Source organism: Novosphingobium aromaticivorans DSM 12444, assembly GCF_000013325.1.
In the GTDB taxonomy this organism is placed as follows: Bacteria; Pseudomonadota; Alphaproteobacteria; order Sphingomonadales; family Sphingomonadaceae; genus Novosphingobium; species Novosphingobium aromaticivorans.
Window position 1 is genome coordinate 640,529 of record NC_007794.1, and the last position, 24,925, is coordinate 665,453.

The 24,925-nt window shown below is 66.0% G+C and carries 22 protein-coding genes and 1 tRNA gene; 11 read left to right on the forward strand and 12 right to left on the reverse strand.

All coding sequences use genetic code 11. The features are described 5' to 3' along the window. Positions 1-3: 3 nt before the first annotated feature. A complete protein-coding gene (locus SARO_RS02965) occupies positions 4-741 on the reverse strand; it encodes a class I SAM-dependent methyltransferase (RefSeq protein ID WP_011444256.1) in 738 nt (245 codons plus the stop codon). 60 nt (positions 742-801) lie between these two features. On the opposite strand from SARO_RS02965, the gene mutM reads away from it, so the two are divergent. Beyond that, positions 802-1,614 (forward strand): bifunctional DNA-formamidopyrimidine glycosylase/DNA-(apurinic or apyrimidinic site) lyase, encoded by an 813-nt coding sequence (gene mutM / locus SARO_RS02970; RefSeq protein WP_011444257.1) that lies wholly within the window; start codon positions 802-804, stop codon positions 1,612-1,614. A 31-nt stretch (positions 1,615-1,645) separates the two neighbouring features. Here mutM and hppD read toward each other — a convergent pair whose 3' ends face one another. Beyond that, positions 1,646-2,758 (reverse strand): 4-hydroxyphenylpyruvate dioxygenase, encoded by a 1,113-nt coding sequence (hppD, locus tag SARO_RS02975; protein ID WP_011444258.1) that lies wholly within the window; start codon positions 2,756-2,758, stop codon positions 1,646-1,648. Positions 2,759-2,907: 149 nt separating this feature from the next. Here hppD and SARO_RS02980 point away from each other — a divergent pair, with 149 nt between their 5' ends. From SARO_RS02980 to SARO_RS03005, 6 genes are all read left to right on the forward strand, one after another. Next, entirely contained in the window at positions 2,908-3,369 is a 462-nt protein-coding gene (locus SARO_RS02980) for an Lrp/AsnC family transcriptional regulator (RefSeq protein ID WP_041550030.1), read from the forward strand. Between the two features lie 134 nt (positions 3,370-3,503). Next, positions 3,504-4,442 carry a LysR family transcriptional regulator gene (locus SARO_RS02985; RefSeq protein WP_011444260.1) on the forward strand — a complete coding sequence of 313 codons (939 nt, stop codon included), beginning with the start codon at positions 3,504-3,506 and terminating at the stop codon, positions 4,440-4,442. Between the two features lie 88 nt (positions 4,443-4,530). Further along, entirely contained in the window at positions 4,531-5,451 is a 921-nt protein-coding gene (locus SARO_RS02990; protein ID WP_011444261.1) for a sterol desaturase family protein, read from the forward strand. Beyond that, on the forward strand, positions 5,448-7,025 hold the full coding sequence (locus SARO_RS02995) for a tetratricopeptide repeat-containing sulfotransferase family protein (RefSeq protein ID WP_011444262.1): 1,578 nt from the start codon (positions 5,448-5,450) through the stop codon (positions 7,023-7,025). Before SARO_RS02990 ends, SARO_RS02995 begins: the two co-directional genes overlap by 4 nt. A 16-nt stretch (positions 7,026-7,041) precedes the next feature. Continuing rightward, positions 7,042-7,401: a hypothetical protein gene (locus SARO_RS03000; RefSeq protein ID WP_011444263.1), complete on the forward strand. Its 360-nt coding sequence runs from the start codon at positions 7,042-7,044 to the stop codon at positions 7,399-7,401. 101 nt (positions 7,402-7,502) lie between these two features. Continuing rightward, positions 7,503-7,856 carry a UrcA family protein gene (locus tag SARO_RS03005; RefSeq protein ID WP_011444264.1) on the forward strand — a complete coding sequence of 118 codons (354 nt, stop codon included), beginning with the start codon at positions 7,503-7,505 and terminating at the stop codon, positions 7,854-7,856. 54 nt (positions 7,857-7,910) lie between these two features. Here the strand turns inward: SARO_RS03005 and SARO_RS03010 are convergent, their stop codons facing one another. Genes SARO_RS03010 through SARO_RS03050 form a run of 9 tightly spaced genes read right to left on the reverse strand, consistent with a single transcriptional unit; the run spans position 7,911 to position 18,893 of the window. Beyond that, a complete protein-coding gene (locus SARO_RS03010) occupies positions 7,911-8,843 on the reverse strand; it encodes a Vgb family protein (RefSeq protein WP_011444265.1) in 933 nt (310 codons plus the stop codon). A gap of 2 nt (positions 8,844-8,845) precedes the next feature. Then, on the reverse strand, positions 8,846-10,615 hold the full coding sequence (gene atzF / locus SARO_RS03015) for an allophanate hydrolase (RefSeq protein ID WP_011444266.1): 1,770 nt from the start codon (positions 10,613-10,615) through the stop codon (positions 8,846-8,848). Further along, positions 10,612-14,205 carry an urea carboxylase gene (uca, locus tag SARO_RS03020; RefSeq protein ID WP_011444267.1) on the reverse strand — a complete coding sequence of 1,198 codons (3,594 nt, stop codon included), beginning with the start codon at positions 14,203-14,205 and terminating at the stop codon, positions 10,612-10,614. Before uca ends, atzF begins: the two co-directional genes overlap by 4 nt. Then, complete coding sequence (locus tag SARO_RS03025) at positions 14,202-14,837, reverse strand: urea amidolyase associated protein UAAP2 (protein ID WP_011444268.1); 636 nt, start codon at positions 14,835-14,837, stop codon at positions 14,202-14,204. The genes uca and SARO_RS03025 overlap by 4 nt, the downstream gene beginning before the upstream one ends. Before the next feature lie 16 nt (positions 14,838-14,853). Beyond that, the gene (locus tag SARO_RS03030; protein WP_011444269.1) at positions 14,854-15,678 is read right to left on the reverse strand and encodes an urea amidolyase associated protein UAAP1; all 825 of its coding nucleotides are present in this window, start codon (positions 15,676-15,678) and stop codon (positions 14,854-14,856) included. Continuing rightward, a complete protein-coding gene (locus tag SARO_RS03035) occupies positions 15,675-16,115 on the reverse strand; it encodes a CopG family ribbon-helix-helix protein (protein WP_049759482.1) in 441 nt (146 codons plus the stop codon). Before SARO_RS03035 ends, SARO_RS03030 begins: the two co-directional genes overlap by 4 nt. Before the next feature lie 37 nt (positions 16,116-16,152). Then, entirely contained in the window at positions 16,153-16,959 is an 807-nt protein-coding gene (locus SARO_RS03040; RefSeq protein ID WP_011444271.1) for an ATP-binding cassette domain-containing protein, read from the reverse strand. Beyond that, positions 16,956-17,771, reverse strand: a complete 816-nt coding sequence (locus tag SARO_RS03045; protein ID WP_011444272.1) for an ABC transporter permease — start codon at positions 17,769-17,771, stop codon at positions 16,956-16,958. The genes SARO_RS03040 and SARO_RS03045 overlap by 4 nt, the downstream gene beginning before the upstream one ends. A 39-nt stretch (positions 17,772-17,810) precedes the next feature. Next, entirely contained in the window at positions 17,811-18,893 is a 1,083-nt protein-coding gene (locus SARO_RS03050) for a putative urea ABC transporter substrate-binding protein (RefSeq protein ID WP_011444273.1), read from the reverse strand. Positions 18,894-19,512: 619 nt separating this feature from the next. Between SARO_RS03050 and SARO_RS03060 the strand changes: the two genes are divergently transcribed. From SARO_RS03060 to SARO_RS03075, 4 genes are all read left to right on the forward strand, one after another. Then, positions 19,513-21,939 carry a TonB-dependent receptor gene (locus SARO_RS03060; RefSeq protein ID WP_011444274.1) on the forward strand — a complete coding sequence of 809 codons (2,427 nt, stop codon included), beginning with the start codon at positions 19,513-19,515 and terminating at the stop codon, positions 21,937-21,939. Positions 21,940-22,024: 85 nt separating this feature from the next. Then, positions 22,025-22,969 (forward strand): MBL fold metallo-hydrolase, encoded by a 945-nt coding sequence (locus SARO_RS03065; protein ID WP_011444275.1) that lies wholly within the window; start codon positions 22,025-22,027, stop codon positions 22,967-22,969. A gap of 147 nt (positions 22,970-23,116) precedes the next feature. After that, entirely contained in the window at positions 23,117-24,112 is a 996-nt protein-coding gene (locus SARO_RS03070) for a sterol desaturase family protein (protein WP_011444276.1), read from the forward strand. Between the two features lie 28 nt (positions 24,113-24,140). Beyond that, on the forward strand, positions 24,141-24,758 hold the full coding sequence (locus tag SARO_RS03075) for a hypothetical protein (RefSeq protein WP_011444277.1): 618 nt from the start codon (positions 24,141-24,143) through the stop codon (positions 24,756-24,758). A 93-nt stretch (positions 24,759-24,851) separates the two neighbouring features. On the opposite strand, the gene SARO_RS03080 is transcribed toward SARO_RS03075, so the two are convergent. Then, positions 24,852-24,925 (reverse strand) — tRNA-Gly (locus SARO_RS03080).

The window sequence follows — 24,925 nt, forward strand, 5'->3', positions numbered from 1 at the left end:
CGATCAGGCCTTCCACCCCGAGTGGATCGCGACAAGGCCGCCGAGGATGGGTTCGACCTTCGTCCGGGTGAAGCCCGCGGCGCGGATCATGCGCTCGAATTCGGGCATGGGCGGAAAGCGGCGGATCGATTCGATCAGGTAGCGGTAGGAATCGGCATCGCCCGCGATCATCTGGCCGATCCTGGGGACCAGCTTGTGCGAGTAGGCATCGTAGACTTCGGCAAAGCCGGGCCATTCGGTCGTCGAGAACTCGAGGCAGAAGAAGCGGCCGCCGAACTTGAGGACGCGGTACGCCTCGGCAAGCGCGCGGTCGACGTGGGTCACGTTGCGGATGCCGAAAGCGATGGTGTAGGCGTCGAACGCACGGTCCGGGAAGGTCAGTTCCTCGGCGTTCTGGCGTGACCATTCGAGGCCGGTCAGGCCGCGCTTCTCGGCGCGTTCCATGCCGACATTCAGCATGTCCTGGTTGATGTCGGACACGGTGATCGCGGCGCCCGAAGGCGCCATGCGGAAGGCGATGTCGCCGGTGCCGCCGGCCATGTCGAGGATCGCCTCGCCCGCGCGGGGACGCACGCGGCGCACGAACTTGTCCTTCCACAGGCGGTGCATGCCCACGGACATCGCGTCGTTCATCACGTCGTACTTGCGCGCCACATTGGAGAAGATCGCGCCGACGCGGGCTTCCTTCTCCTCTGCGGGAATGTCTTCGTAGCCAAACGATGCGGTTTCGGGGCTGGTCATGTCGAGTGCCTTTAGTGGGGAATTGCCCGGACGGCAAAGGCTGTTAGGGGTTGGCGGGTCATGCCTGAACTTCCCGAAGTAGAAACGACCGTCCGTGGCCTCGCAACCGTCCTTGACGGGCAGGTGATACGCCGCGTGGCGGTGAACCGCGCTGACCTGCGCCGGCCTTTTCCCGAGGACCTCGCCCAGGCGCTGACCGGTGCGCGGGTGACGGGCATGGGACGCCGCGCGAAGTACGGCCTGATCCACACTGACCGCGAACGCACGATGGTGTTCCACCTGGGCATGTCGGGGCGCTGGAGGATCGATCCGGAAGACATCGGCAAGCACGACCATCTTGTGCTGGAAACGGGCGAAGGGCGGGTGCTTTCGCTAAACGATGCGCGGCGTTTCGGTTCCGTCGATCTTGTCGATACCGGCAGGCTGGAGGAATGGCCGCCGTTCGCCGCGCTTGGGCCCGAACCGTTGGGGCCGGGACTTAAGGCGCGCCATCTGGCGAAGGCATTCGAGGGCCGGATCGCGGCGGTGAAGCTCCTGCTGCTCGACCAGCAGATCGTGGCCGGGCTGGGCAACATCTATGTCTGCGAGGCGCTGTACCGCGCGCGCATCCACCCCGAGCGCGAAGGCGGCAAGGTTTCGGCAAGGGCGCTGGGCCTGCTGGTGCCGGCGATCCGCGCTGTGCTGGAGGAGTCCATCGCGGCGGGCGGTTCCACCTTGCGCGACTATGCGCGGCCCGACGGCGAGCTTGGCTATTTCGCCAAGGACTGGCGCGTCTATGGCCGCGAGGGCGAACCCTGCCAGTGCGGGGGCGTGGTGAAGCGGATCGTGCAGGGCGGGCGCTCGACCTTCTTCTGCCCCAGGTGCCAGAAGTAGAGGCCGGGCGCCGCCGCGATCCGGTTTGCGGTCAGGCTTCGGTCTTGAGCACGCCGCGACGAAGCTGGTCGCGTTCCATCGACTTGAACAGGGCGGTGAAATTGCCTTCGCCAAAGCCTTCGTCGCGCTTGCGCTGGATGAACTCGAAGAACACCGGGCCGATCTGGGTTTCGGAGAAGATCTGCAGCAGGAGGCGGGGATCGCCCTCTTCGGTGGAGCCGTCGAGCAGGATGCCGCGCTTCTGCAGTTCCGCCACCGGCTCGCCATGGCCGGGCAGGCGTTCGTCGAGCATTTCGTAGTAGGTCGCGGGCGGCGGGGACATGAAGGGGGTGCCAATGGCCTTGAGCTTGTCCCACCCGCCGAGCAGGTCGTCGCAGGCGAAGGCGATGTGCTGGATGCCCTCGCCGTTGTAGGCGCGCAGGAACTCCTCGATCTGGCCGCCGCCTGCCTTGGCTTCCTCGTTCAGCGGAATGCGGATCTTGCCATCGGGCGCGGTCATCGCTCGGCTGGTGAGGCCGGTATATTCGCCCTTGATGTCGAAGTAGCGGATCTCGCGGAAGCCGAACACGCGCTCGTAGAACGAAGCCCAGTGCGCCATGCGCCCGCCGTAGACGTTGTGGGTCAGGTGGTCGATGGTGTGGAAACCCGCGCCGACGGGATGCCGGTCCACTCCGGGGAGATATTCGAAGTCGATGTCGTAGATCGAGAGGTCGCCGAACTGGCCGCCTTCGTAGCGGTCGATGAGATAGATGATCGAACCGCCGATGCCGCGGATCGCGGGCAGGCGCAGTTCCATCGGTCCGGTGCGGACCTCGACCGGCTCGGCCCCGCGCTCGATAGCGGTGGCATAGGCCTTGGCCGCGTTGCGCACGCGCCAGCCCATGCCGCAGGCCGATGGGCCGTGCTCGGCGGCGAAGTAGGCCGCAGGGCTGCGCGGTTCGTGGTTGGCGATGAGGTTGATGCCGCCCTGGCGCCAGAGCTGGACCTGCTTGGAGCGATGGTTGGCGATGTGGGTGAAGCCCATGCGCGCGAAGACTGGCTCGAGGCTGCCCGCTTCCGGTGCGGAGAACTCGATGAATTCGAAGCCGTCGAGGCCGAGCGGGTTTTCGAACAGGTCGGTCTGGCCCTTTGTCTGGATGCTCACGCGTCACTCTCCATGCGATCGTCCGCCGTGCGGGATATCGAGCGGATGATACCACAAGCGGCTTGCGTGGTCCGCGCAAAGTGGGCAGGGATTTACGGGTGGGGCGCGCCAATGCTGCGTCATATCGCTCAAATGCGCGGATTTTCTGCATGGACGAAATAGATCGAAACATTCTTGCGCAGCTTCAGATGGATTCGGGGCGTTCGCACGCGGACCTTGCCGAGGTGGTCCACCTCTCGGCCTCGCAGGTCTCGCGGCGCATCTCGCGGCTTCAGGCCGAGGGGGTGATCCGCGGCCAGGTGGCGCTGCTCGACGAGCAAGCGCTGGGCCTTCAGGTGGAGGCCTTCGTCGCGGTGGCTATGGCGAGCTATGCGCCCGACGCGGTGCGCGCGTTCCACGACCGCATCTCCGCACTGGAAGAGGTGCTGGATTGCTGCGCGACGACGGGCGCTTCCGATTATCTGCTGCGGGTGGTCGCACGTGACCTGCGCGCCTACTCGCGGCTGATGAACGAGGAAATCCTTGGTCACGGCGATGTCGCCAGCGTGCGGTCGAGCGTGGTGCTGGACCGCATCAAGCGGACGACGGCGCTGCCGCTGGGCGGGCCATAGGCGCGGCGCGCGCCGTTTCCGTCGAGGGGGGGCATAGCCGGCGAGGGCATTTCGGCATCTTTTTCATCGATCCGATCTATGACCCGGCGCGCCGAGCGGGTATCTGAATCGTCCGCACTTCAAGAGGGCATGGGATGAGCGATCGCGCTCCGCTGATCGACAGGAAGTTTGCCAGCCGCGTCGACTGGAACCTGATGCGCACCTTCGTCGACATCGTTCGCGCAGGCGGGATCGGTGCGGCGGCGCGCCAGCTCAATCGCCAGCAGCCGAGCATCAGCGCGGCGCTCAAGCGGCTCGAGGATCATGTCGGCGCGAGCCTGCTGGTCCGCACCGCGACCGGGGTCGAGATGACGCCGGCCGGCAAGGCGATGATGGCGCTTTGCGAGGACATGCTGGAGACGGCGCGAATGGTGCCACACCAGATCGCCCAGGCGACGAGGCGCGTCGACGGGTTCGTGCGCATCCAGATCGTCTCGGGCCTCGTCTCGGCCGAATTCGACGAGGCAATCGCCAGTTTCCACCGGCGCAATCCCGCCATCCACATCGAGATCAGGGTGTCGCCCTGGCGCCAGGTGCTCGATGCGCTGGAGCAGGGGGAAGTGGAAATCGGCGTGGGTTATGACGGCAGCGTGCGCGGAAGCCTGACCTACGAGCCGCTGCTGGTGGAGCGGCAACAGCTCTACTGCTCGCGATCCAGCCCCTACTTCGGATATCGCGTGAGCCGGTTGCACGAGTTGAAGGACGAGGGCTTCGTCCTGACGGGCGACGACGAGATCGAACTGATCACCAACCTGCGCCGGCGCTACCGGCTGGGCTCCAACGTCGGTGGCATGGCAGAGGACATCAACGAGGCGCGGCGGCTGATCAAGCTGGGCGTGGGCATCGGCTTCCTGCCTGTGCCCGCCGCCGAGGCGGAAGTGGCGAGAGGGACGCTCTGGCCGATGCTTCACGCCGATTTCGAGCCTTCGTACGACGTCTATCTGCTGGCGCGGGCGGAGCCGGCGCGCGACACCGCGACGCAGCTGTTCTGGGACGAGGTGTTCCGGCGGGTGAGGGCTTCGAGCCGGGCATAGATCAGGTCTATGCCTTTCATGCAGTATTTGCGTCTGCCATAATGATGCGCCGCAGCGCAGGTTTTCGGTCACCGAACGGAGCTGCGGCATGTCCACGAGTCACAAGAAGACCAGTCCTGTCGATCTGATCCCGCCCGCGATGATCGCAGTTGTCCTGTTGTTCTGGGCTTTCGCGCCCAAGGCGATACTCGACAATCCGTGGACGCTGGTGGTGACATCGCCGCTCATCGTGATCGTGGTCCTGCTGCTTGAATTCGTGTTCGAGCGCCATGAAGGCTGGCGGATCAACCGGCAGGAGTTCCTCACCGACCTCTATTATTCGGTGCTGAGCGCGACGGTCATATCGTGGCTCACGCAGAAGCTGGCCGAAGATCCGCTGCTGGCGGTCAAGTCATCGCTTGGAATTACCACGCAATGGGCCGCGCAGATGCCGTGGCTCGCGCAGGTTGCCCTGGTGATCTTCCTCATCGAGTTCGGCCAGTACTGGATGCACCGGCTGATGCACAACTCGACGCCGTTCTGGCTGACCCATGCGCCGCATCACCACATCACGCAGCTCAATGCCGCCAAGGGCGCGGTGGGCAATCCGATCGAGCTGTTCCTGATCAGCCTGAGCGTGGTCGCGCTGTTCGACCTCGACAAGACCGCGATCTTCGCGGCCCTCAACACCACGGGCGTGATCTCCACCTTCGCCCATGCCAACGTGCGCGCCAATCCGCCGATCTGGTATTCGTTCTTCTTCACCACGATCCGGCACCACAGCCTGCACCACTCGACCGACTACGAGAGCACGCGCTGCAACTATGGCAACTCGCTGATCCTGCTGGACCGAATCTTCGGCACCTATCGTGAGGGCGAAGGCGTGCTGGTGGGGCAGGACGACCGCAGGCGGCTCTCGATCCTCGAACAGACGCTGTTTCCGTTCCAGCCGCTGATCGACCGCTTCAAGGCGCGGAGACGAGAGCGCGACGGGGCGGCGGGCGATGCCGGAGGCCCAGCCGCCGCATGACGACAGCGCCTTCCGGACTGGTCGACGCCGCCCGCGGTGCCCTTGTCCGGGGCGATCTGGAAGCGACGAATCGCGCCGCCGCCGCGATGGTGGCGGCAAGTCCCGGGGACGCCGAAGGCCACTTTCTGCTGGGGGTGGCCGAAGCCGGTGTCGGGCGTATCAAGGCGGGCATCGGGCACATCGAGCGGGCGGTGACGCTCGATCCGAGAGGCGAATACCTCGCGCACCTCGCCAAGTTCTATTGCCTTGTGCGCAGGGACCGCGACGCAGCGAACGCGCTGCGCAGGGCCGAGGCCGCACCGCCCGCCGACGCGCTGGGCCGCGATACGATGGGCTGCGTCTTTGCCCGGCTCGGCGACCATGCTGCCGCGCTTCCCCATTTCGCCGAGGCCGTGCGGCTGCGCCCCGACATTGCCGAATATCGCTACAACGAGGCGGTTACCCTGAACTTCCTCGGCCGCGTCGATGAGGCCGAGGCGGCCATCGAGGCGCTGCTGGCGCAAGCGCCCGGCCATGCGCGCGCGCATCACCTGCTGGCGGGCCTGCGCCGACAGAGCGCTGAGCGCAACCACGTGGCGCGGCTTGGCCAGGCAAGGGCTCGGGCCCGGGGCGGGCGTGACCGGCTCCTGCTGGGCTATGCGCTGGCCAAGGAACTGGAGGACATCGGCGAATACGACCACGCTCTCGACACGCTGTGCGAGGCCAATGCCGAACACCGGCGCAACCTGCCCTATGCGTTCGAGCGCGACGCCGCGATCTTCGATGCGATCGAGGAAAGCTGGCCGATGTTGCGCGATGCGGCACCGACGGCGCCGAGCAAGGCGTCCCCGATCTTCGTCATCGGCATGCCCCGCACCGGCACGACGCTGGTCGATCGCATCCTCGGTTCGCACCCCGAAGTCGAAAGCGCGGGCGAGTTGCAGGCAATGCCGCTGGCGGTGAAGAGGGCGGCGGCGACCAACAGCGCGACGGTCATGGACCCGGAAACGATCCGCGCGGCCACCGGAGCCGACATGGCGGCGGTCGGTCGGGATTATCTGGAGCGTGCCCGCCACCATCTGCGCGGCGGGGCTGCGCGCTTTACCGACAAGTTTCCCGGCAACTTCCACTATGCGGGCTTCATTGCCCGTGCCCTGCCCGAAGCGCGGATCGTCTGCCTGCGGCGTCATCCGATGGACACGGTGCTGAGCAATTTCCGCAACCTCTTCGCGGTCGGCTCGCGGTACTACGACTACAGCTACGACCTGCTCGACATAGCGGCCTATTATGCCCGGTTCGACCGCCTGATGGCGTTCTGGCGCGAGGCGCTGCCCGGGCGCGTGCTGGAGCTGCGCTACGAGGATCTGGTCGCGGACCAGGAAGGGCAGACCCGGCGGCTTCTGGAGCACTGCGGGCTCGGCTGGTCGGAAACATGCCTGGAATTCCACAGCAACGCCGCGCCGGTTTCGACGCCGAGCGCGGCGCAGGTCCGCCGTCCGATCTACGCCGATTCCGTCGCGCGCTGGAAGCGGCATGGAGAGGTGCTGGGGCCTGTCGCGCGCTTCTTCGAGCAGACCGGCATCGCGATCGATTGAAGGGAGTGCAACGGGCATGCCACGACTTTTCCTGTTTTTCGCGGTCGCAATCGGGGCGGGGCTGGTCCAGCCGGCGCTTGCGGTCGAGGAACCTGCGGCGCGGGTGGCGAAGTGCGGGACGACAAGCTGCCTGATCGTTTCTGGGCGTCGTGCCGACGAGGCCTTGCCGGTGCGGGTCAACGGACACGAGGTTCAGGCTGAGGGCGGGCGGCGGTGGCGTGTCCGGGTGCCGGTCGCAACGGTCCGCGCATGGTCCGAACCTCTTGCGCGGACGATAGCGGTTTCGGTCGGGGAGACCTGGCAGGAAGTGGCGTTGCCTATCGGACTGCTTGGCCATTCGCACGATCTGGCGATGCTGGTGGTCCGGGTGAAGTAATAACTGGAGCTGAGCAAAGTAATAAAACAACAAATTTGAGTCGAATATTGAAAGTTTCCTTTCCTGACGCTATGTAAGCGGCAGCCGCCGGAGAGTGGCGCATGCCCAAAGCACAGGAGATGAACTTGAAAGCTGCTCTCGTGGCAATCGCCACTCTTTCCATCGCGACCACGGCGCATGCCGAAGGCGCGAACCCATTCGCCAAGGATCAGGCTGTTCTCGACCTCAAGGGGCTGGACCTGTCGACCGCCGACGGGCAGCAGCGCCTTGCCATCCGCATGGACCAGGCCGCGCGCGCGGTCTGCGGCGACCGGCTGGCCAGCGTGCATCTTGCGCTGGAAAGCAAGGCGCGCGAGTGCCGCAGCGCCGTGGTCGCTGACGTTCGCGCACAGATCGAGGCACGCATGGCCGCAACCGGCGGAACCGCGAACGTCAAGCTGGCTTCGCTTCGCTGAGCCGCGGCTGATCGATCGGTGGCCGGTTGGCCGCCGATCGGGCTGCGTGCGGGCTTATCGCCGGGGCAGCATCCGCCCGGGCCACCAGGTCAGCGTGTGCACATCGTGGGCGGAAGTCCACAAGCCCTTCTTCGTGTAGCGCAAGGCGCCGCTGCCTTCGGCCTTGCCGATGCGGGCGCGGATGGCCAGCGTCTTCGGGTCGATGACGACCAGCGTCTGGTCTTCGGTGGTCCGCAACCACACCAGTCCGCCGCCCGTATCGATATCGCCCCACTTGAGCACCGGCCCGACCTTGGCGCGGCCAGTCACCTCGCCCGTTTGCGGATCGACGCGGGCGACGGTGCCATCGCCCTGTTCCTGTACCCAGACCGCCGCTTCGCCCGCGACGAGGAAGCCGGGTTGCTTGCCGAGGGCCGTGCGCTTCGTCACCGCGTTGGCGGCGGGGTCGATCCGTTGCAGCGACTGGCCCTTGGCGCTGACGGCCCAAAGCGCGCCGTGCCCGAAGGAAAGGTACCAGGTGCCGGGATCGACCGGGATGGTGGCGACGACGGCGTTGGTCGCCGGGTCCACGCGCGAAACCGCGCCGTCATCGTTGTCGCTTGCGATCCAGATCGAGCCGGCGCCGGCCACGACGTTGAGTTCGCCGTCGCGGTTGGCGATGCCGGTCGGGATCGTCGCGATCTTGCGCGCGGTGCGCGTGTCGATGCGGACGAGCGCGTTTTCCTTGCAGTCTGCCACCCATAGCGAGCCGCCGTGGACCGCCATGGCGCCGCAGGGCTTGCCCATCGGCACTTCGGCCAGCCGCCCCTTGCGGGACCAGCGCTCTACCCGGCCGGCGTTTGTCGCCCAGACCGTATCGCCATCAACCGCCAGGAAATCGGCAAAGCCGGGGACTTCGATGACCTGCTCCTTTGCGGGGGCGGCGAGGAGCGGGGTCGACGCGAGGGCTGCGCCGATCACCGCGAGCGGGATGGAAAGCTTGCGCATCTTCATGCTCCCGCCGCAACGAAGGCGCGCCAGCCGCCAAGGTGGGTGATGTCCCGCGCGCCGACGAGGGCGCGGGGTTCCGCGACGAAGCCCTTGACGCTGCTGCCATCGGCAAGCGTGACCGTGCCGATCGCCAGCGGCGGCGGCACTTCGGCCACGAAGCTGCCGAATTCGGCGACCCCCAGTTCGTAGACCTCGATAGCGATGGCGCCGCCGTCCTCGCTATGGATCAGCGCAGGCTTGGGCGGCACGCTGTCGGCCATGGCGTAGAGGCGGTAGTTGGGGGCGGTTTCGAACGCGCCCACGAATTTCGCGTCGCGCGAGGTGAGTTGCCAGTGGAGCGGCATGTCCTTGAGATGGGCGCCAACGACGGCGAGTTTCACGGTCTGCATCTTGCCCTCCAGGTCGAGCGGAGGTGGTGGTGGGAGATCTGCCACGGACAGATAGGCTTCCGCCGCGTCGAGAAGCGCCAGGTCGGTGTCGGCCGGCCCGATCAGGGTCACGCCGAAGCCGGTCGCGTTGGCCCGCGAGCCGGCCGGCACGGCGAGCGCGGCCATGTCGAGCAGGTTCACGAAGTTGGTATAGTACCCAAGCGCACTGTTGAGTGCGATTGGTGCGGCCAGCAATTCCGCCACCCGATAGGTCGTGCCCGTGGTGGGAAAGGCCAGCAGGTCGATGCTTTCCCAGAGCGTGTCGGCGTGTCGTTTCAGTTCGGCGAGCCGGTAGATGCCGTTGAACAGGTCTACCGCGCCGATGTCCTGCCCGGGCGCCACGACTTCCCGGACGGTCGGGTCCAGGGCGTCGGGATTGTCGGCAAGGAGGCCGGCCAGTGCGGCGGTCCGTTCGGCAACCCAGGGGCCCCCGTAGAGAAGCTGCGCTGCTTCCTGCAGCGGGGCATAGTCGATCTCGACGATCCGGCCGAGCGTCGAAAGCCGGTCCAGGGCGCGGTCGTAGAGATGTTCGGCCTCGACATCGCCGAAGAAGGCGCGCTGGTCGCGGCGGGGCACGCCGATGGCGCGCATCTTCCGTGGTCGGTCCGCGAGTGGTTTGGAGAAGGCGTCGGCCGGATCGAACCCCGCGACGATGCCGTCGACAATGCGCGCATCGGCGGTGTCGTGGGCGAAGACGGTTATGCAGTCGAGCGTGCGGCACGCCGGGACGAGCCCGCGATTGCTCCACCGGCCCTTGCTCGGCTTGAAGCCGACGAGGTGCTGGAACGCGGCGGGTACGCGCCCGGACCCTGCGGTGTCCGTGCCGAGGGCGAAGGCGACGAGCCCGGCCGCCACCGCGCTGGCCGAGCCGGAGCTGGAGCCGCCACTGACATAGGCGAGGTTGTGGGCATTGCGCGGGGCGCCATAGGGGCTGCGCGTGCCGTTGAGGCCGGTCGCGAACTGATCGAGGTTGGTCTTGCCGACGCAGAGCGCGCCCGCCGCGAGCAGGCGCTCCACAACCGTCGCCGACGTTGCGGGCCGATAGGCGAAGGCCGGGCAGGCGGCAGTGGTGTGGAAGCCGGCGACGTCGATGTTGTCCTTTACCGCGAAGGGGACGCCCGCGAGCGGGAGGTCCTCTCCGGCGGCGAGGCGCACATCGATGGCGCGAGCGGCTGCCAGCAGGGCTTCGGGACTGGCGCGGCTGATCCAGATTTGCGGCTGGACCGCGTCGTAGGCGGCGAGCCGGAGCAGGGTGGCCTCTGCCACGGCCAGTGCGGTGGTCTGCCCGGAGTTGACCGCTGCGGCAATGGCGCGGGCGGTGGGGCGCGGCGCCGCCGTCATGCGTGCCTCGTCAGGGCGAGCATCGGCGTGCCGGGCTGGACCGACTGGCGCTCCTGCGCATAGAGCGCGGCGACAGTGCCCGCCCCCGGACTTTCGACCCGGCATTCCATCTTCATCGCCTCGATGATCGCGATGGTCTCGCCGGCCTCGACCTCGTCGCCCACCGACACGAGCATTTTCCAGACGCTCCCGCCGAAGGGTGCTTCGACGAGGTCCGCGCCATCGGGCACTTCGACGGTGCCCGCTTCGGCCGCTTCGGGTTCGACCAGGTCGGTGCGGTCGAATTCTCCGCGCCTTTGCCATTCGGCGCGTTCCTCGTCGAAAGCGGCCTGACGCCTTGCCTCGAACTCGGCGATCCCTTCGGCATTGTCGGCCAGGTAGCGACGGTAGTCGGCAAGGCGGAACTCGGAAGGCTCGATCCGGATCGAGCGCCGGCCCGCGGGAAAGTCCCGCCGCCATTCTTCAAGCTCTTCGGCGCTGACCGGGTAGAAGCGGATCTGGTCGAAGAAGCGCAGCAGCCACGGCTTGCCATCGATGAAGGCATCGGTCTGGCGGTGGGTGTTCCACACCTGGATGGTGCGGCCGAAGAGCTGGTAGCCGCCGGGGCCTTCCATCCCGTAGATGCACATGTAGGCACCGCCGATGCCGACCACGTTCGGCGGCGTCCAGGTGCGCGCCGGGTTGTACTTGGTCGTGACCAGCCGATGGCGGGGATCGACGGGCGTCGCCACCGGTGCACCGAGATAGACGTCGCCCAGGCCGAGGACGAGGTAGTTCGCCTCGAAGATCAGGTTCTCCACCGCCGCCACGTCGGGCAGGCCGTTGATCCGGCGTATGAACTCGATGTTGTCGGGACACCATGGCGCGTCGTCGCGCACGGCGCCCATGTACTTCTCGATCGTTTCGATCGTGGCCGGATCGCGCCAGCTCAGCGGCAGATGGACGATGCGCGAGGGGATGGTGAAGTCCTCGAGGTCGCCCAGCCGCTCCTCTGCCGCGATCAGGACCGAGAGCGCGGCCTCCTGGGTCATCGCATCGCCGTCGAAATGGAACTGGAGCGAGCGGATGCCCGGGACGATGTCGATCACGCCGGGCAGGGCGAGCCGTTCCAGCTCGGTCATCAGCGCCTGCACGCGGATGCGCAATTCGATGTCGAGTACGATCGGCCCGTATTCTACCAGGATGTTGCGGTCGCCCTGCTGGCGATAGACGGTCCGGGGGCTGCGCGGGCTTTCATCGATGACGGCGAGGATGGGCGAGAGCGTCTCCATCGGCCTCCCCGGACAGCCCTGCGCGGGCTTGCCGGTTTCGAGGAAGCGCCGTTGCTGGTCGTTCGCCGCGGCGGCATCCGCGCAATTTACCGGAACGAAGCGGAGCTTGTCGCCCGGCGTGAGCTGGCCGATCTTCCAGCGGTCCGCCGCGATCACCACGAAGGGGCAGACGAAGCCGCCGAGCGAGGGACCGTCCGGTCCGAGGATGATCGGCATGTCGCCGGTGAAGTCGACCGCGCCGATCGCATAGGGATTGTCGTGGATGTTCGAGGGGTGCAGGCCCGCCTCGCCGCCGTCCTCGCGCGCCCACTGCGGCTTGGGGCCGACAAGCCGGATGCCAGTGCGGTTGCTGTTGTAGTGCACCTGCCATTCAGCGGCGACCAGCGTGTCGATGTCTTCGCGGGTGAAGAAGTCGGGTGCGCCGTGCGGCCCGTACATGACGCGCAGCGCCCATTCGTTCGACAGTTCGGGCAGGTTTGCGGCGGGAAGGGCGGGCTGCGCCGGTTCGTCGCCGAGATGGAGCGTGTCGCCCGCCAGCAGGCGGCGCGCGGCGTGACCGCCGAACTGGCCGAGTTCGAACGTGCTGCGGCTGCCGAGGTACGGCGCGATGTCGAGGCCGCCGGCAAACAGGATGTAGCCGCGCATCCCTCCGCCCGAGGCGCGACCGAGCGCGAGCGTCTGGCCAGCGGCAATGTCGATGGCCATGCCGCGCGGGACAGGCTGCCCGTCGAGCCGCGCCCCGAAATCCGCGCCGGTCACGCACACGCGGGCGGCTGTATTGAACGTGAGGGTCGGGCCGGTGATCGCCACTTCGAGACCGGCAGTACCCTCGGGATTGCCGAGCAGGCGGTTGCCGAGCCGGAACGACAGGTCGTCCATCGGTCCGGATGGCGGGACGCCCACTGCCCAGAGCCGCTGCCGTCCGGGCCAGTCCTGCGCCATCGTCGCGGTGCCGCCGCTGACGACGGTTATGCTGCGTGGCACGTGAGCGACGTGAGACAGGGCGCGGGTGGAGACCTCGCCGCTGGTGAAGGCGGGCGAGCGCACGACATCACGCAGCCAGCGCAGGTTGGTTTCGAACCCGTCAATGCGACTGCGGTCGAGCGCGTCCTGCATCGCCGCCACTGCTGCCTCGCGTGATTCGGCGTGGACGATCAGCTTGGCCAGCATCGGGTCGTACCACGTGCTGACCGTGGTTCCGGCCATGCACCATGTCTCTGTCCGGACGCCTTCCGGGAAAGTCACTGCGGTAAGGGTGCCCGAGGTCGGACGATAGTCGAGTGCGGGATCTTCGGCATAGAGCCGGACCTGGATCGAGTGCCCGGATGGACGCGGCGGGTCGTCGTCGAGGAACCCGAAATCGCCGCCGCCGCCCCGGACCATCCATTCGACCAGATCGACGCCCATGACCTCTTCGGTAACGCCGTGTTCGACCTGGAGGCGGGTGTTCATTTCGAGGAAGAAGAATTCCTCGCGCTCGGCATCATAGAGAAATTCGACCGTTCCGGCCGAGCGATAGCCGGCCGCCTGACCGAGGCGGATGGCGGCGGCGATCAGTTCGCTGCGCACCGCCGGTGGAAGGAGGGGAGCGGGCGCTTCCTCCACGACCTTCTGGTTGCGCCGCTGGAGCGAGCAGTCCCGTTCGCCGAGCGCCACGATACGGCCGCGACCGTCGCCGAAGATTTGAACCTCGATGTGCCGCGCCTGGCGAATGTAGCGCTCGAGAAAGACGCCGGCATCGCCGAAATTGCCGAGGCCCTGCCGCGCCACCGCGGAAAAGCCTTCGCGGACGTCCGCTTCGTCCTCGCAGACGCGCATGCCGATGCCGCCGCCTCCAGCGGTGGCCTTGAGCATTACCGGGTATCCGATGCCGTTCGCGGCCTGGACCGCCTCGGTCTCGTCGGTCAGCAGATCGGTGCCGGGAGCCAGCGGGACACCGTGGGCCGCGGCAAGCGCGCGGGCGCTGTGCTTCAGGCCGAAGGTCCTGATGTTGTTGGGCGTGGGACCGATAAAGACGATGCCTTCCTTCTCGCAGGCTTCGGCGAACTCCACGTTCTCGGCAAGGAAGCCGTAGCCGGGGTGGATTGCCCCGGCGCCGGTGCGGCGGGCGGCATCGAGAATTGCAGGGATGTTGAGGTAGCTTTCCGCCGCCCGCGCCGCGCCTATGCAGATTGCCTCGTCGGCAAGCACGACGTGCAGCGAATCCTTGTCGGCCTCGGAATAGACCGCGACCGAACGCAGTCCCATGCGCCGCAGGGTACGGATGATCCGCGTGGCGATGGCGCCGCGATTGGCGATGAGGACGGTGTCGAAGTTCATGCTGTCACGACCATGCGCGCGGGGGTGGGGTTGAAGCCGTTGCAGGGGTTGTTGATCTGCGGGCAGTTCGACACGACGACGGTGACGTCCATTTCCGCGCGAAGATCGACCGTCAGCCCCGGTGCCGAGATGCCGTCGACGATGCCGAGCGATCCATCGGGCTCGACCGGAACGTTCATGAAGAAGTTGATGTTCGAGACGATGTCGCGCTTGCCGCGTCCTTCCAGCAGGTTCGCTTCGAGGAAGTTTTCGACGCAGGCATGCTCCGACTTGGTGTGGTGGCCGTAGCGCAGCGTGTTGGACTCGCACGAGCAGGCGCCGCCGATGGTGTCGTGATAGTCCACCGACGTGGCGGTGATGGTCATCATCGCGCGCCCTTCGTTCGAGCGCAGTACCGTACCTTCGCGCAGGAACAGGTTGCCCTGCGCCGCGACGGTATCCTGGGCGCTGTAGCGCTCTGCATCGTCGGCGGTGGCGTAGAGCAGGAAATCGACCGCCTGGTTGCCTTCGAGGTCGACGATGCGAAGGGTCTGGCCCGCCTTCACGTGGTGGAGCCACGGCGCGCGGGCAGGCACGACGACGTCGTGCAGAACGGTGCCGGAAAGCCCGGAAAGATGGGGATCGACGCTCATGGTGACCGGTTCCTTCTCAGCGGCGGAAGTAGTCTTCGACGTTCAGGTAGGCGCGCAGGCCTTCGGGCGTTGCCGTGCGGATCGGATCGTCCTGGGGCGTGACCGGGCCTCGCCAGGCGGTCGCCCGCAGGGGGGTGGACGTCCATTCGGGGCGCGGGTCCAGCACGTGCGGGCAGTTCGCGATCACGACGATCACGTCCATTTCCGCGCGCAGGACCATGCGGCGGCCAGCCGGGAAAGGGCCGACATCGGGTACGATGGTGCCATCGGCCTCGATTGCAGCGCCCTTGAAAAGGTTCACGCACGGGTGGACGTCGCGCCGTTGCAGACCGTGCTTCGCCGCGCCCAGCAGCAGGCGGTCACGACCGTTGGGGAAGGACCCGCTGTTGCGGCCGTCGCCATAGCGCGCGGCATTGCTTGCCGCGTTCGACGTGCCGCAGAAGGCATCGTGCGTGCCCGCGTCGTCCTCGACGATGCTCATCAGGACGCGGCCCATGTCGGAGAGCAGCAGCTTGCCCTGGCCGAGGTAGGCGTTCCACTGCACTTTCACGGTGTCAGCCACGTTGAGCCGCTCGGTCGGCATTTCCGCGTTGAACAGGAGAAGCGAGGCGCAGGCGTCGCCCTTGATGTCCACGAGTCGCAGCCGCGTTCCGCGCGACAGCCTGCGCGTGGCATATCCGCCGGCGGCTATCGTTTCTTCCCAGACGAGATCGTCGGCGGCCACGCCGGCCGGCGTGTCTTTGGCGACGGGCGGCAGGACCGGCATGGCCTCGACCACGGTGCCGGCCATGGCGCGGGCGTGATCGCGGGCTGCGAGTGGATTGGCGAGTGTCGCGCTCATGCGGCGGCTCCGTTGCTGCTTTCGCCCGCATCCGGCTCGTAGAGCGGCGGCAGGAGGGCGGTCGTGGTGACGAGCTTGAGCTGGTGCACCCCGCGCACCCGGCGCAGGGCATCGCACAGTTCCTTGAGGCGTACCGCCGGCCCCTGCACGAGCAGGACCTCGAGCGACTGGTCATCCTCGAGGAAGACATGCTGGGAGGAGATGACCTCCTTGAGGTAGTCGGCCTGGGTCTGTGCGAGCTGGTGACGCACGCGGCCCCGGTCGCCGCGGTAGACGATGGTGATCGTACCGGCGAGCATCTCGTCGGGCCGGGTGTAGGCCTCGTGCTCGGCCAGGGCATGGCGGATCAGTTCCGCAATAAGCTGCGAGCGGGAAGGCAGGCCGCGTTCCTCGACCATCATGTCGAGCTGGCGGAAGAGTTCGCCGGGCAGGCTCATCGAGAGCCGGGCAAGGCTTGAAGGTTCGGTGGTCACGTCAGGCCCCCTCGTGGATGTGAACGTCTTGGGCGGGGATTGCGGGTGCGGCTGCGCCGGGTGCGGCGTCCGTGTCCTTGCGCAGGGCCAGGTCGTAGACTGCCGTCGCGCCGAAGCGGTGCGGTGCGTGCGGGTCGTGCCGGCGCTTGTCGAGCGCGATGACGCGGGTGCCCAGCGTGAACGCTTCGCGCAGGTCGTGCGTGACCATGATGATGGTCAGGGCGCGGTCCTGCCAGAGCTGCCGGATCAGCGCGTGCATGTCGGCGCGGATGCCGGGGTCGAGCGCGCCGAACGGTTCGTCGAGCAGGAGGATGCGCGGGCGCTTGATGAGCGCCTGGGCGATGGCGAGGCGCTGCTGCATCCCGCCCGACATTTGCGCGGGATAGAGGTCCATGGAGTCGCCGAGGCCCACGGCTTGCAGCATTTCCGCAGCCCTCGCCGCCGCCTCCTGTCGCGCACGACCGAACAGCCGGGCCATGAACGGCGCCTTCTCGCATTCCAGGCCGAACATGGTGTTGTCGAGCGCGGTGAGATGCGGGAAGACCGAATAGCGCTGGAACACGACGCCGCGATCGGGACCGCATTCGGGGGCGAGCGGCGCGCCGTCGAGGAGGATCTGCCCGCGCGTCGGGCGCTCCTGCCCGAGGATGATGCGCAGCAGGCTGCTCTTGCCCGCGCCCGAAGGGCCGACGATCGAGACGAACGAGCCGGCTTCGATGTCGAGGCCCACCTTCTCGAGCACGATCTTGTCGCCGTACTCGACCCAGACGTCACTGAGCCGGAGGATGGGGTTGGCCACCGCGCTCACCGGCCTGCTCCATGGGCCCAGGGGAACGCTCGTCGGCTCAGCCTGGCGAGCGCCACGTCCATGACTATGGCCAGAAGCGCGATCCAGGCGACATAGGGGATGATCACGTCCATCGACAGGTAGCGGCGGACCAGGAAGATCCGGTAGCCCAAGCCGACGTCCGAGGCGATGGCTTCGGCGGAGATCAGGAATACCCATGCCGGCCCCAGGGCAAGGCGCACTGCGTGGATCAGGCGAGGCATGGCCTGGGGAAGGGCGACACGGATCATGATCTGCCAGGAGCTTGCGCCCAGCGTCAGCGCCTTGACGATCTGTTCGCGAGGGAGGTCGCCCACGTGCGAGGCGATATCGCGTACCATGACCGGGGCGATGCCGATGACGATGAGCGCAACCTTTGCCGTCTCGCCCAGCCCCAGGGCGATGAACAGGATGGGAAGCAGCGCGATCGGCGGGATCACGGCAATGCCCGTGACGAGGGGGCCGATGGTGGCGCGAAGCGGCGGCAGCACTCCGAGGACCAACCCGACCAGAAGGGCCATTGCCGTCGCGATGCCGAGGCCGAGACCGAGGCGCTGGAGGCTGGCGAGCGTGTCGGCCCAGAACAGGTACTGCCCGGACAGCGGGTCCACTTCGAACAGCAGCGAGGACATCGCACTGGCCATGCCGGCGGGCAGGGGAAGGATCTTGTCCATCGGGTTCGCCGCATGGCGCTGCGCCGCGACGAACAGGTAGATCAGCACCAGCGCGAGGATCGGCAGGGCTCCGAGAAGGAGGCCGTCGTTCCGCCGGACGTGCCTGTTTACCCAACGCATGATCGCTCCCTTCTTCCCTCGGCCACGGTGGCGCGGCGCTCAGAGCTTGCCGTCGGCGGCCAGCTTCATGAAGCTTTCGTCGAAGCGCAGGGTGACGTGCTGCGGATCGCCAAGGGTCTTGCCGCCGGGGAAGGCCATGCCGACCGCATCGGCCGAGGCGGCGCCCTTGAACAAGCCCTTCGAGAAGCTGAAATCGCGGACCTTGGTCATCGTCGTCACGAGCGCGGGCGCGGTGGCGGCGTCGACGGCGGCCTTGGGTTCGCCATAGAGGAACGTTGTCTTGAGCTGGCTGTCGAACGCCTGCGGGGTCGAGCCCGAGAGCTTGGCCATGGCGGCCCGCGCAGCCTTGCCCTGTTCGTCCTGCCGCTGCATCAGGGCGACGGTTTCGTACCAGATGCCTGCCAGCGCCTTGCCGAGATCGGGATTGGCCTTGAGCGTGGCGGTATCGACCACCAGAAGGTCGACGATCTCGCCCGGAATGTCGGCGGAACTGAAGACCTGGGTGACGCCGGGCTGAGCCTTCATCACCGAGAGCTGCGGGTTCCAGGTGACCGCGGCGGTCACGTCAGGCGCGCTGAACGCACTGACGAGATCGGCGTCGGAGGTGTTCACGGTCCTGACGTCGGTCGGCTTCAGACCCGCCTTTTCCAGCCCGCGGGCGAGCAGGTAGTGGGACACCGAAAGCTCGACCAGATATGTTTCGCGCCCCTTGATGTCGGCAAGCGAATTGCCGCCCTTCAGCAGGATGCCGTCATTGCCGTTGGAATAGTCGCCGACGATGATCGCGCTCGTGTCCTTGCCGCCCGCGGCGGGAATGGTCAGCGCGTCCATGTTGGTGACGGTCACGCCGTCGAACTTGCCTGCGGTGTACTGGTTTACGGATTCGACGTAGTCGTTGACCTGTACGACGTTGATCCTGATGCCGTACTTGTCGCCCCACTTCTTCACGATGCCGGCCTGCTGGGCATAGGGCCAGGGCATCCATCCCGCATAGATCGACCAGCCTATGCTGAACTCCTTGCGGGGTTCGGCATGGGGCGCACCAGAGGGTGAGCAGGATGCGATCAGCAACGCCCCCGCGAACAGACCCGTCATACCGAGCTTGCCAATCAGCGTGACCATGATTCGATCCCCTTTCGCAGTGCAGCATCATTCGGCGATGCCTTCTTGTCCATCGAAAAATATTACCAAAGAAAAAAAGGGTAATAATATCGCGCAGGTCGCGATGGTGTGGCTCAGCCCACCCGGCCGTGGGGTCCCACCGAAGCACTCCGAGGTCCATCTTGGCGGGCGCACGCGAAACCGGGAGTTTCGCGATCTGGTCCGAGGCGAATCAGTGAGGCGGGCGATTCGCGCTCAGTCGTTGGTGGCGGGAGCAGGACCTGGTGCTCGTCCAACTCGGCGGGCAATTGGCCAATAGCTTGCAAACCGCGGATTTGTGCGATGCGGAATACGATATGTTCATACTGAGCAGGTGCGGAATTATTACGCTTGACCAGTTCCGTAATATCCATACCGTAGAGCATGTCCTGCCACTCACAGGCGGACGGGAAACTATCGAGGGTGCTGACGGCGCCAGGTCGAAAGTCGACATCGACCGACCCCGTACCAGGCCCCGTGCAAGACCGCGTTATTGCTGAACTACGGCCCGAAGAGGCCATAAGGCGCCGGCCCTGCCCGAGCGCCCCGGGGAGTGATGTCACCGAACCACAGGCACAACAGCTAGGGGGCCGAAGTGACCATGAAGATGATCCGAAACACGCTGCTGGGCGCGACCATTCTCATGGGCGTCGGCACCAGTTCCGCATGGGCGCAGGAACCTGCCGCCGAAGGTGAACCCGCAGGAGGCTCGGGCGAGATCGTCGTTACCGCCACGCGGCGTGCAACCTCGCTTCAGGATGTGCCGATCAACATCAGCGCCGTGGGCGCCGAGCAGCTTTCGCGGCAGCGCATCGACGACGTGCGCGACATCGCCGATTTTACCCCAGGCATGACCATTTCGGATACCGGACCGGGTTCCACCGGCACGATCGTCCTGCGAGGCCTCAATGCGTCGGACACGGACACCACCGGGGCGTCGTATGACGACTCGCTGGGTGTCTATCTTGGCGAAGTCCCGATCTACTACGACTTCAAGATGCTCGACATCGCGCGCGTCGAAACGCTGCTCGGGCCGCAGGGGACGCTTTACGGTCTGGGGACGCTGGCCGGCGCCATCCGGAACATTCCCAACCGGCCCGACCTTACTGCCTACCAAGCCGAGGCGCATGGCCGCGCCTATGGCAAGTCCCACAGCAGCCAGGTTGGCTACCAGGCCGACGGGATGATCAACATCCCGCTCGTGACGGACCATATCGCCTTCCGTTCGGCCACCGGTTACTTCTACGATCCAGGGTTCATCGACTACCCGCTGCTGCTGCAGACTCCGGGCGTCTCGCTCCCGCAGCCCAGCGGCCCTGACGGGGTTACCGAGGCGGATTACGCGGCGAACCTGAAGAGGCGCAAGGACCTCAACTTCGAGAGGACCTTTACCACCCGTAACCAGTTGCTGTTCCAGCTCAACGAAGACCTCAAGGTCAACTTCACCTATGCCTACCAGCAGACGAAGACGGACGGCGGGCAGTACAACAGCAACGGCGTGCTGGGCACGGGCAAGTACGAAAGCGCGGGCCGTTACGTCGAGCCGGTGAACCGCCACGCCCACCTTGGCAGCATGGAAGTCAACGCCAACCTCGGGGGCATCGCCGATCTCGTTGCGACGACCGCCTACACGACCGTGAAAAACCGGGCGCAGTCCGACAACACCGATCTGCTGCTCGATCTCGATTATGGCTACGAAACCTTCCCTGCCTTCTCGAGCTGGAACGAGAGCGAAGACGAGCGCAAGCAGTTCAACCAGGAAGTCCGGCTGGTTTCGCGTCATGGCGGACCTTTCAGCTGGGTGCTGGGCGGTTTCTACAATCAGCAGAAGCGGCACCGCGACTATATCGAACACGTGCCCAACCACCCCTGGGTGGAATTCGGCACGCAGCCCAATCCGGACGAGGTCGAATACGCATCGTACGTGACGTCCAAGGTGACCGAAAAGGCAATCTTCGGCGAGGGCACGTTCCGGGTGACGCCTGCCTGGCAGGTCACCGCCGGCGCGCGCTACTTCGGCTACAACTCCAAGATCGCCGGGGCGCTGGTGGTTCCGCTCATCGGCGACCCCGTCAGCCCCTATGACCTGACGCCCGCGGGCGGCACGGCCAAGAAGACCGGCTGGGTGTGGAAGTTCAACAGCTCGTTCAACTTCACGCCCGACATCATGCTCTATGGCACCTACAGCAAGGGCTATCGCATTGGCGGCCCCAACAGCGTTGCGCCTTGCCCCAACCCGCTGCCGAATGATCCGGATGGCGACAACATCAATAATACGCAGCTTCCCTGCGGGTTGCCGAACGAAGTGCAGTACGGGCCGGACACAACCAGGAATGCGGAAATCGGCCTGCGCGCCCAGCTTTTCGAACGCAAGCTGACGTTCAATTTCAACGTGTTCCAGATCAAGTGGGATGGCATCCAGGTCGATTCCGCGACGTTGAACGGAATCGTCGGCATCACAGTCAACGGCGGCAAGGCCAAGTCCGAAGGGTTCGAAACCTCGTTCCAGCTGCGCCCCGTGGACCGGCTGTCGATCCAGGGTACCTATTCCTATGTCAACGCCCGCCTGACCGAGGATGTGCCCGACAACATTCCGGTCAACGACCCGGCGGGAACCTATCCCAGTGCCCCGACCAAGCTCGATGCGCTGGCGGGTGATCGCCTGCCCGGATCCGCGAAGAACAGCGGCAGCCTGGGCGTGACGTACACCATGCCGTTCAAGGACGGACAGCTCGTCGCCGACTGGACCGCAACCTATCGCGGCAACGTGGTCACGCGGCTTGGCTGGGACAGAGCCTATGGCGACAAGCTGCCGGGCTACGTCCTGCATCGCGCGTCGCTGACCTACGATACCGACCGCTACAGCATCGGCCTGTTCGCCAACAACATCTTCGACAAGTACGCGGTGGCTTCCGTTGCCAACGACCGTTCGCGGGTGGGTCTGAACGACGGGGTGGTGCTGCGCTACTACAAGCGGACCGTGATCAATCCCCGCACCGTCGGGATCGAGGCGCGGTTCAGGTACTGACCGAAGGCCGGGCGCGGCGCCGTTCCGCGCCCGCTCAGATGCCGCAAGGGGCTCCGGTCGGGAGTCCCGCACGGAGAACACCATCATGGCTTGCCTTGTACCTTCTTGCCGAAGGCACCAGCCCGCGCGGCTGCTGGCGGCGATCGCCCTGGCGCTGGGCCTTTCCGCAACGCCGGCAGCGGCAGTCGGAAGCGCGCAGTCGCCCCCGCTGTTCGCCGAACGCTGGATCGACGGGACCAATGGCGCGGAGCCCGCGACCCAAGTCCAGGCGCTCGACGCTGATACCTTCGTCATCCGGCAATCGGTCCACAGCAATTTCGAGGCGCCGTTCCTCTATCTGCTGTTCGGCCGTGACCGGGCCCTGCTGGTGGACACCGGCGCGGAAGGCGGCTCGATCCGCCCGACCGTAGACCGGCTGGTCGACGAGTGGCTGGCTGCCCACAAGCGCAAGCGGATTGCGCTGGTCGTCGCGCACAGCCACAGCCACGGCGACCACGTTGCCGGGGACGCGGCGTTTCAGGCTCGCCCGGATACGACGGTCGTCGGCCTCAAACCGGCGGATGTCGCCGCCTTCTTCGGGATCGGGCACTGGCCTGACGAGGTCGTCCGTTTCGACCTTGGCGGGCGGGCGCTTTCCATCCTGCCCACGCCCGGCCACCAGGCCGCCGCGATCATGGTCTATGATCCTCGCCTGAAGATGCTGCTTTCGGGCGATACGCTCTATCCCGGTCGACTTTACGTGCCGGTCAATTTTCTCGTCGACAACCGGGCAAGCGTCGACAGGCTGGCCAAGTTTGCCGCACGTCATCCGATCCGTGCGGTGCTTGGCGCCCACATCGAGATGTCGCGCACGGCCGGCCGCGACTACCCGCACGAGGCGGCCACTCATCCGGACGAGCATCTGCTGGAACTGCCGGCGAGCGCAATCGCGGAACTGGATGCAGGACTGAGGGCCAGTCTCGACGTGCCCGAGAAGCCGCAGGTCCATGACCATTTCATTATCTATCCCGTGGCTCCCCGGCCCGAATGAACTGGGCGGCATAGATGAGGTCTATGACTATCATACCGCAATGGCATCTGGCGGTGATGGGGCGGTTCCGGGACGCTTCGTCAGCCGGGAAAGGTCGCCTTTTCGGCCGGGTCGGAACTTCAGGACAGGCATAGCAAGGGAAGTCGAATGAACGGAGTTCGCGTAGGCAATCGCATCATCGGGGCGGATTCGCCGGTGACGATCGGCTGGGAGAACATTCCTCGGGTCGAGGGCGGGCCGATCAGGCGTTTCGTGTTCACCTGGTTTCAGCCGGCAGTGCTCTTCGCGCTGATCCTGTTCTGGTACTATGCCCCGAATTCCATCGCGAAGGCATCGACGGCCATCGGTATCGGAATCGGCTTCAAGGTGCTGTTGCTGGTGCTCGAGTGGGTCAATCCTCGCTACGCAAGCTGGCGGCTGACGTGGAAGGAGCTGATGACCGACCTGTTCTACGTCGGGCTGGGCTATACTGTGCTCGACCTGGTCGAACACTACATCGGCAGCGGCGCGGTGATCGCGGCGGTGCGCCATAGCTTCGATTGGGACAAGCTGTCGTGGTTCACGGGGTGGCCGCTTCTGGTGCAGGCCTTCGTGATCTCGTTCATGTTCGATTTCGGGCAATACTGGATGCATCGCGGGATGCACAACTGGTACCCGTTGTGGCTCACCCACTCGGTCCACCACTACATCACCCAGCTTAACATCAACAAGGGCGCGGTCGGCAACCCGGTGGAACTGTTCCTGATCGGGTTGGGCATAGGCGGGTTCTTCGACTTCCTGCCGCGCGCCGCGCTGCTCGCCGGGGCCATCGGCATGGCGGTCGGCACTTACCAGCATATCAATGTCCGCTTCAACACGCCGCGCTGGTGGCGCTTCCTTTTCAACACCACCGAACACCACAGCCTGCACCATTCGCGCGACTTCGAGGCGAGCCGCAGCAACTATGCCGGCACCTACATCTTCATCGATCGCATGTTTGGCACCTGCGTCGATGGCGAAGCCGAACTGCTGGGCATGGAAGGCGGCCGTCGCATGTCGATTCGCGAGCAGATGACGTTCCCGTTCACCGAAGCGTGGAAGACGATGAAGGAGCGCTTCGGCCGCGGGAACTATTCCGGGCCAGAGGCGGTCCCTGCGGAATGAAAGTCCGGACTATGTGCGTGGAGGCCAAGTGAAACTGCACTTCATAGACTGGATCTGGAACGTGCGCGGCCGGATTCCACTGGCTCCGGGCCAGACCGCCGAGATGGCTATCGGCAGGCTCGATCCACTGTTCCATGAACCCGGCACCACGCATGCCTGTGCCGATCGCATGCTGACCTTCAGCAAGAAGGACCCGGCCGCGCAGGACAGGATGTCGGTCTTCGACAGCGGCGTGCTTGTCGTCGAGCACGATGCGGCGGGGCCGGTTCTGTCCTACCGCCTGGCAAGCCGGGCGCTGCTGTTCTGCTTCCTCGCGCCGCTGCTCTTCCTTGCCTTCAGCCAGTTGACCATCCTGGCCGGCAAGCTGGAGCGCCCTGCCGCCGAAGCAGCGGCCGGTGCCAAGGATGCGAAGAAGAAGGAAGACGCAGTCCCGCGGCTCAACCCGGTCGACAAGTTCCTCGGCGCGCCCGCACCGGAAATGCCCAAGGCCGAGGCTGCGGGCAAGGCCAAGGAGAAGGACAAGATGCCGTCTCCCACGCCCGCCTATGTCTTCGCGACATTGTTCGCGGTGCTGTATGCCGTCGGACGGATTCTGGAGGCGAAGCTGGTTCACCGACTCTTCAGCAAGCGCCTGCAGGAAAGCTGATTCCCCTCGGGCCCGCATGACGGTCTGGCTGCAGTTGATGCCCGGCTGGTCGAGAGTTCGACGAAGCTGTCGGGATGATTTTGGAAAAGAGGCTGGAGCGGGTAGCGGGAATCGAACCCGCATAACTAGCTTGGAAGGCTAGGGCTTTACCACTAAGCTATACCCGC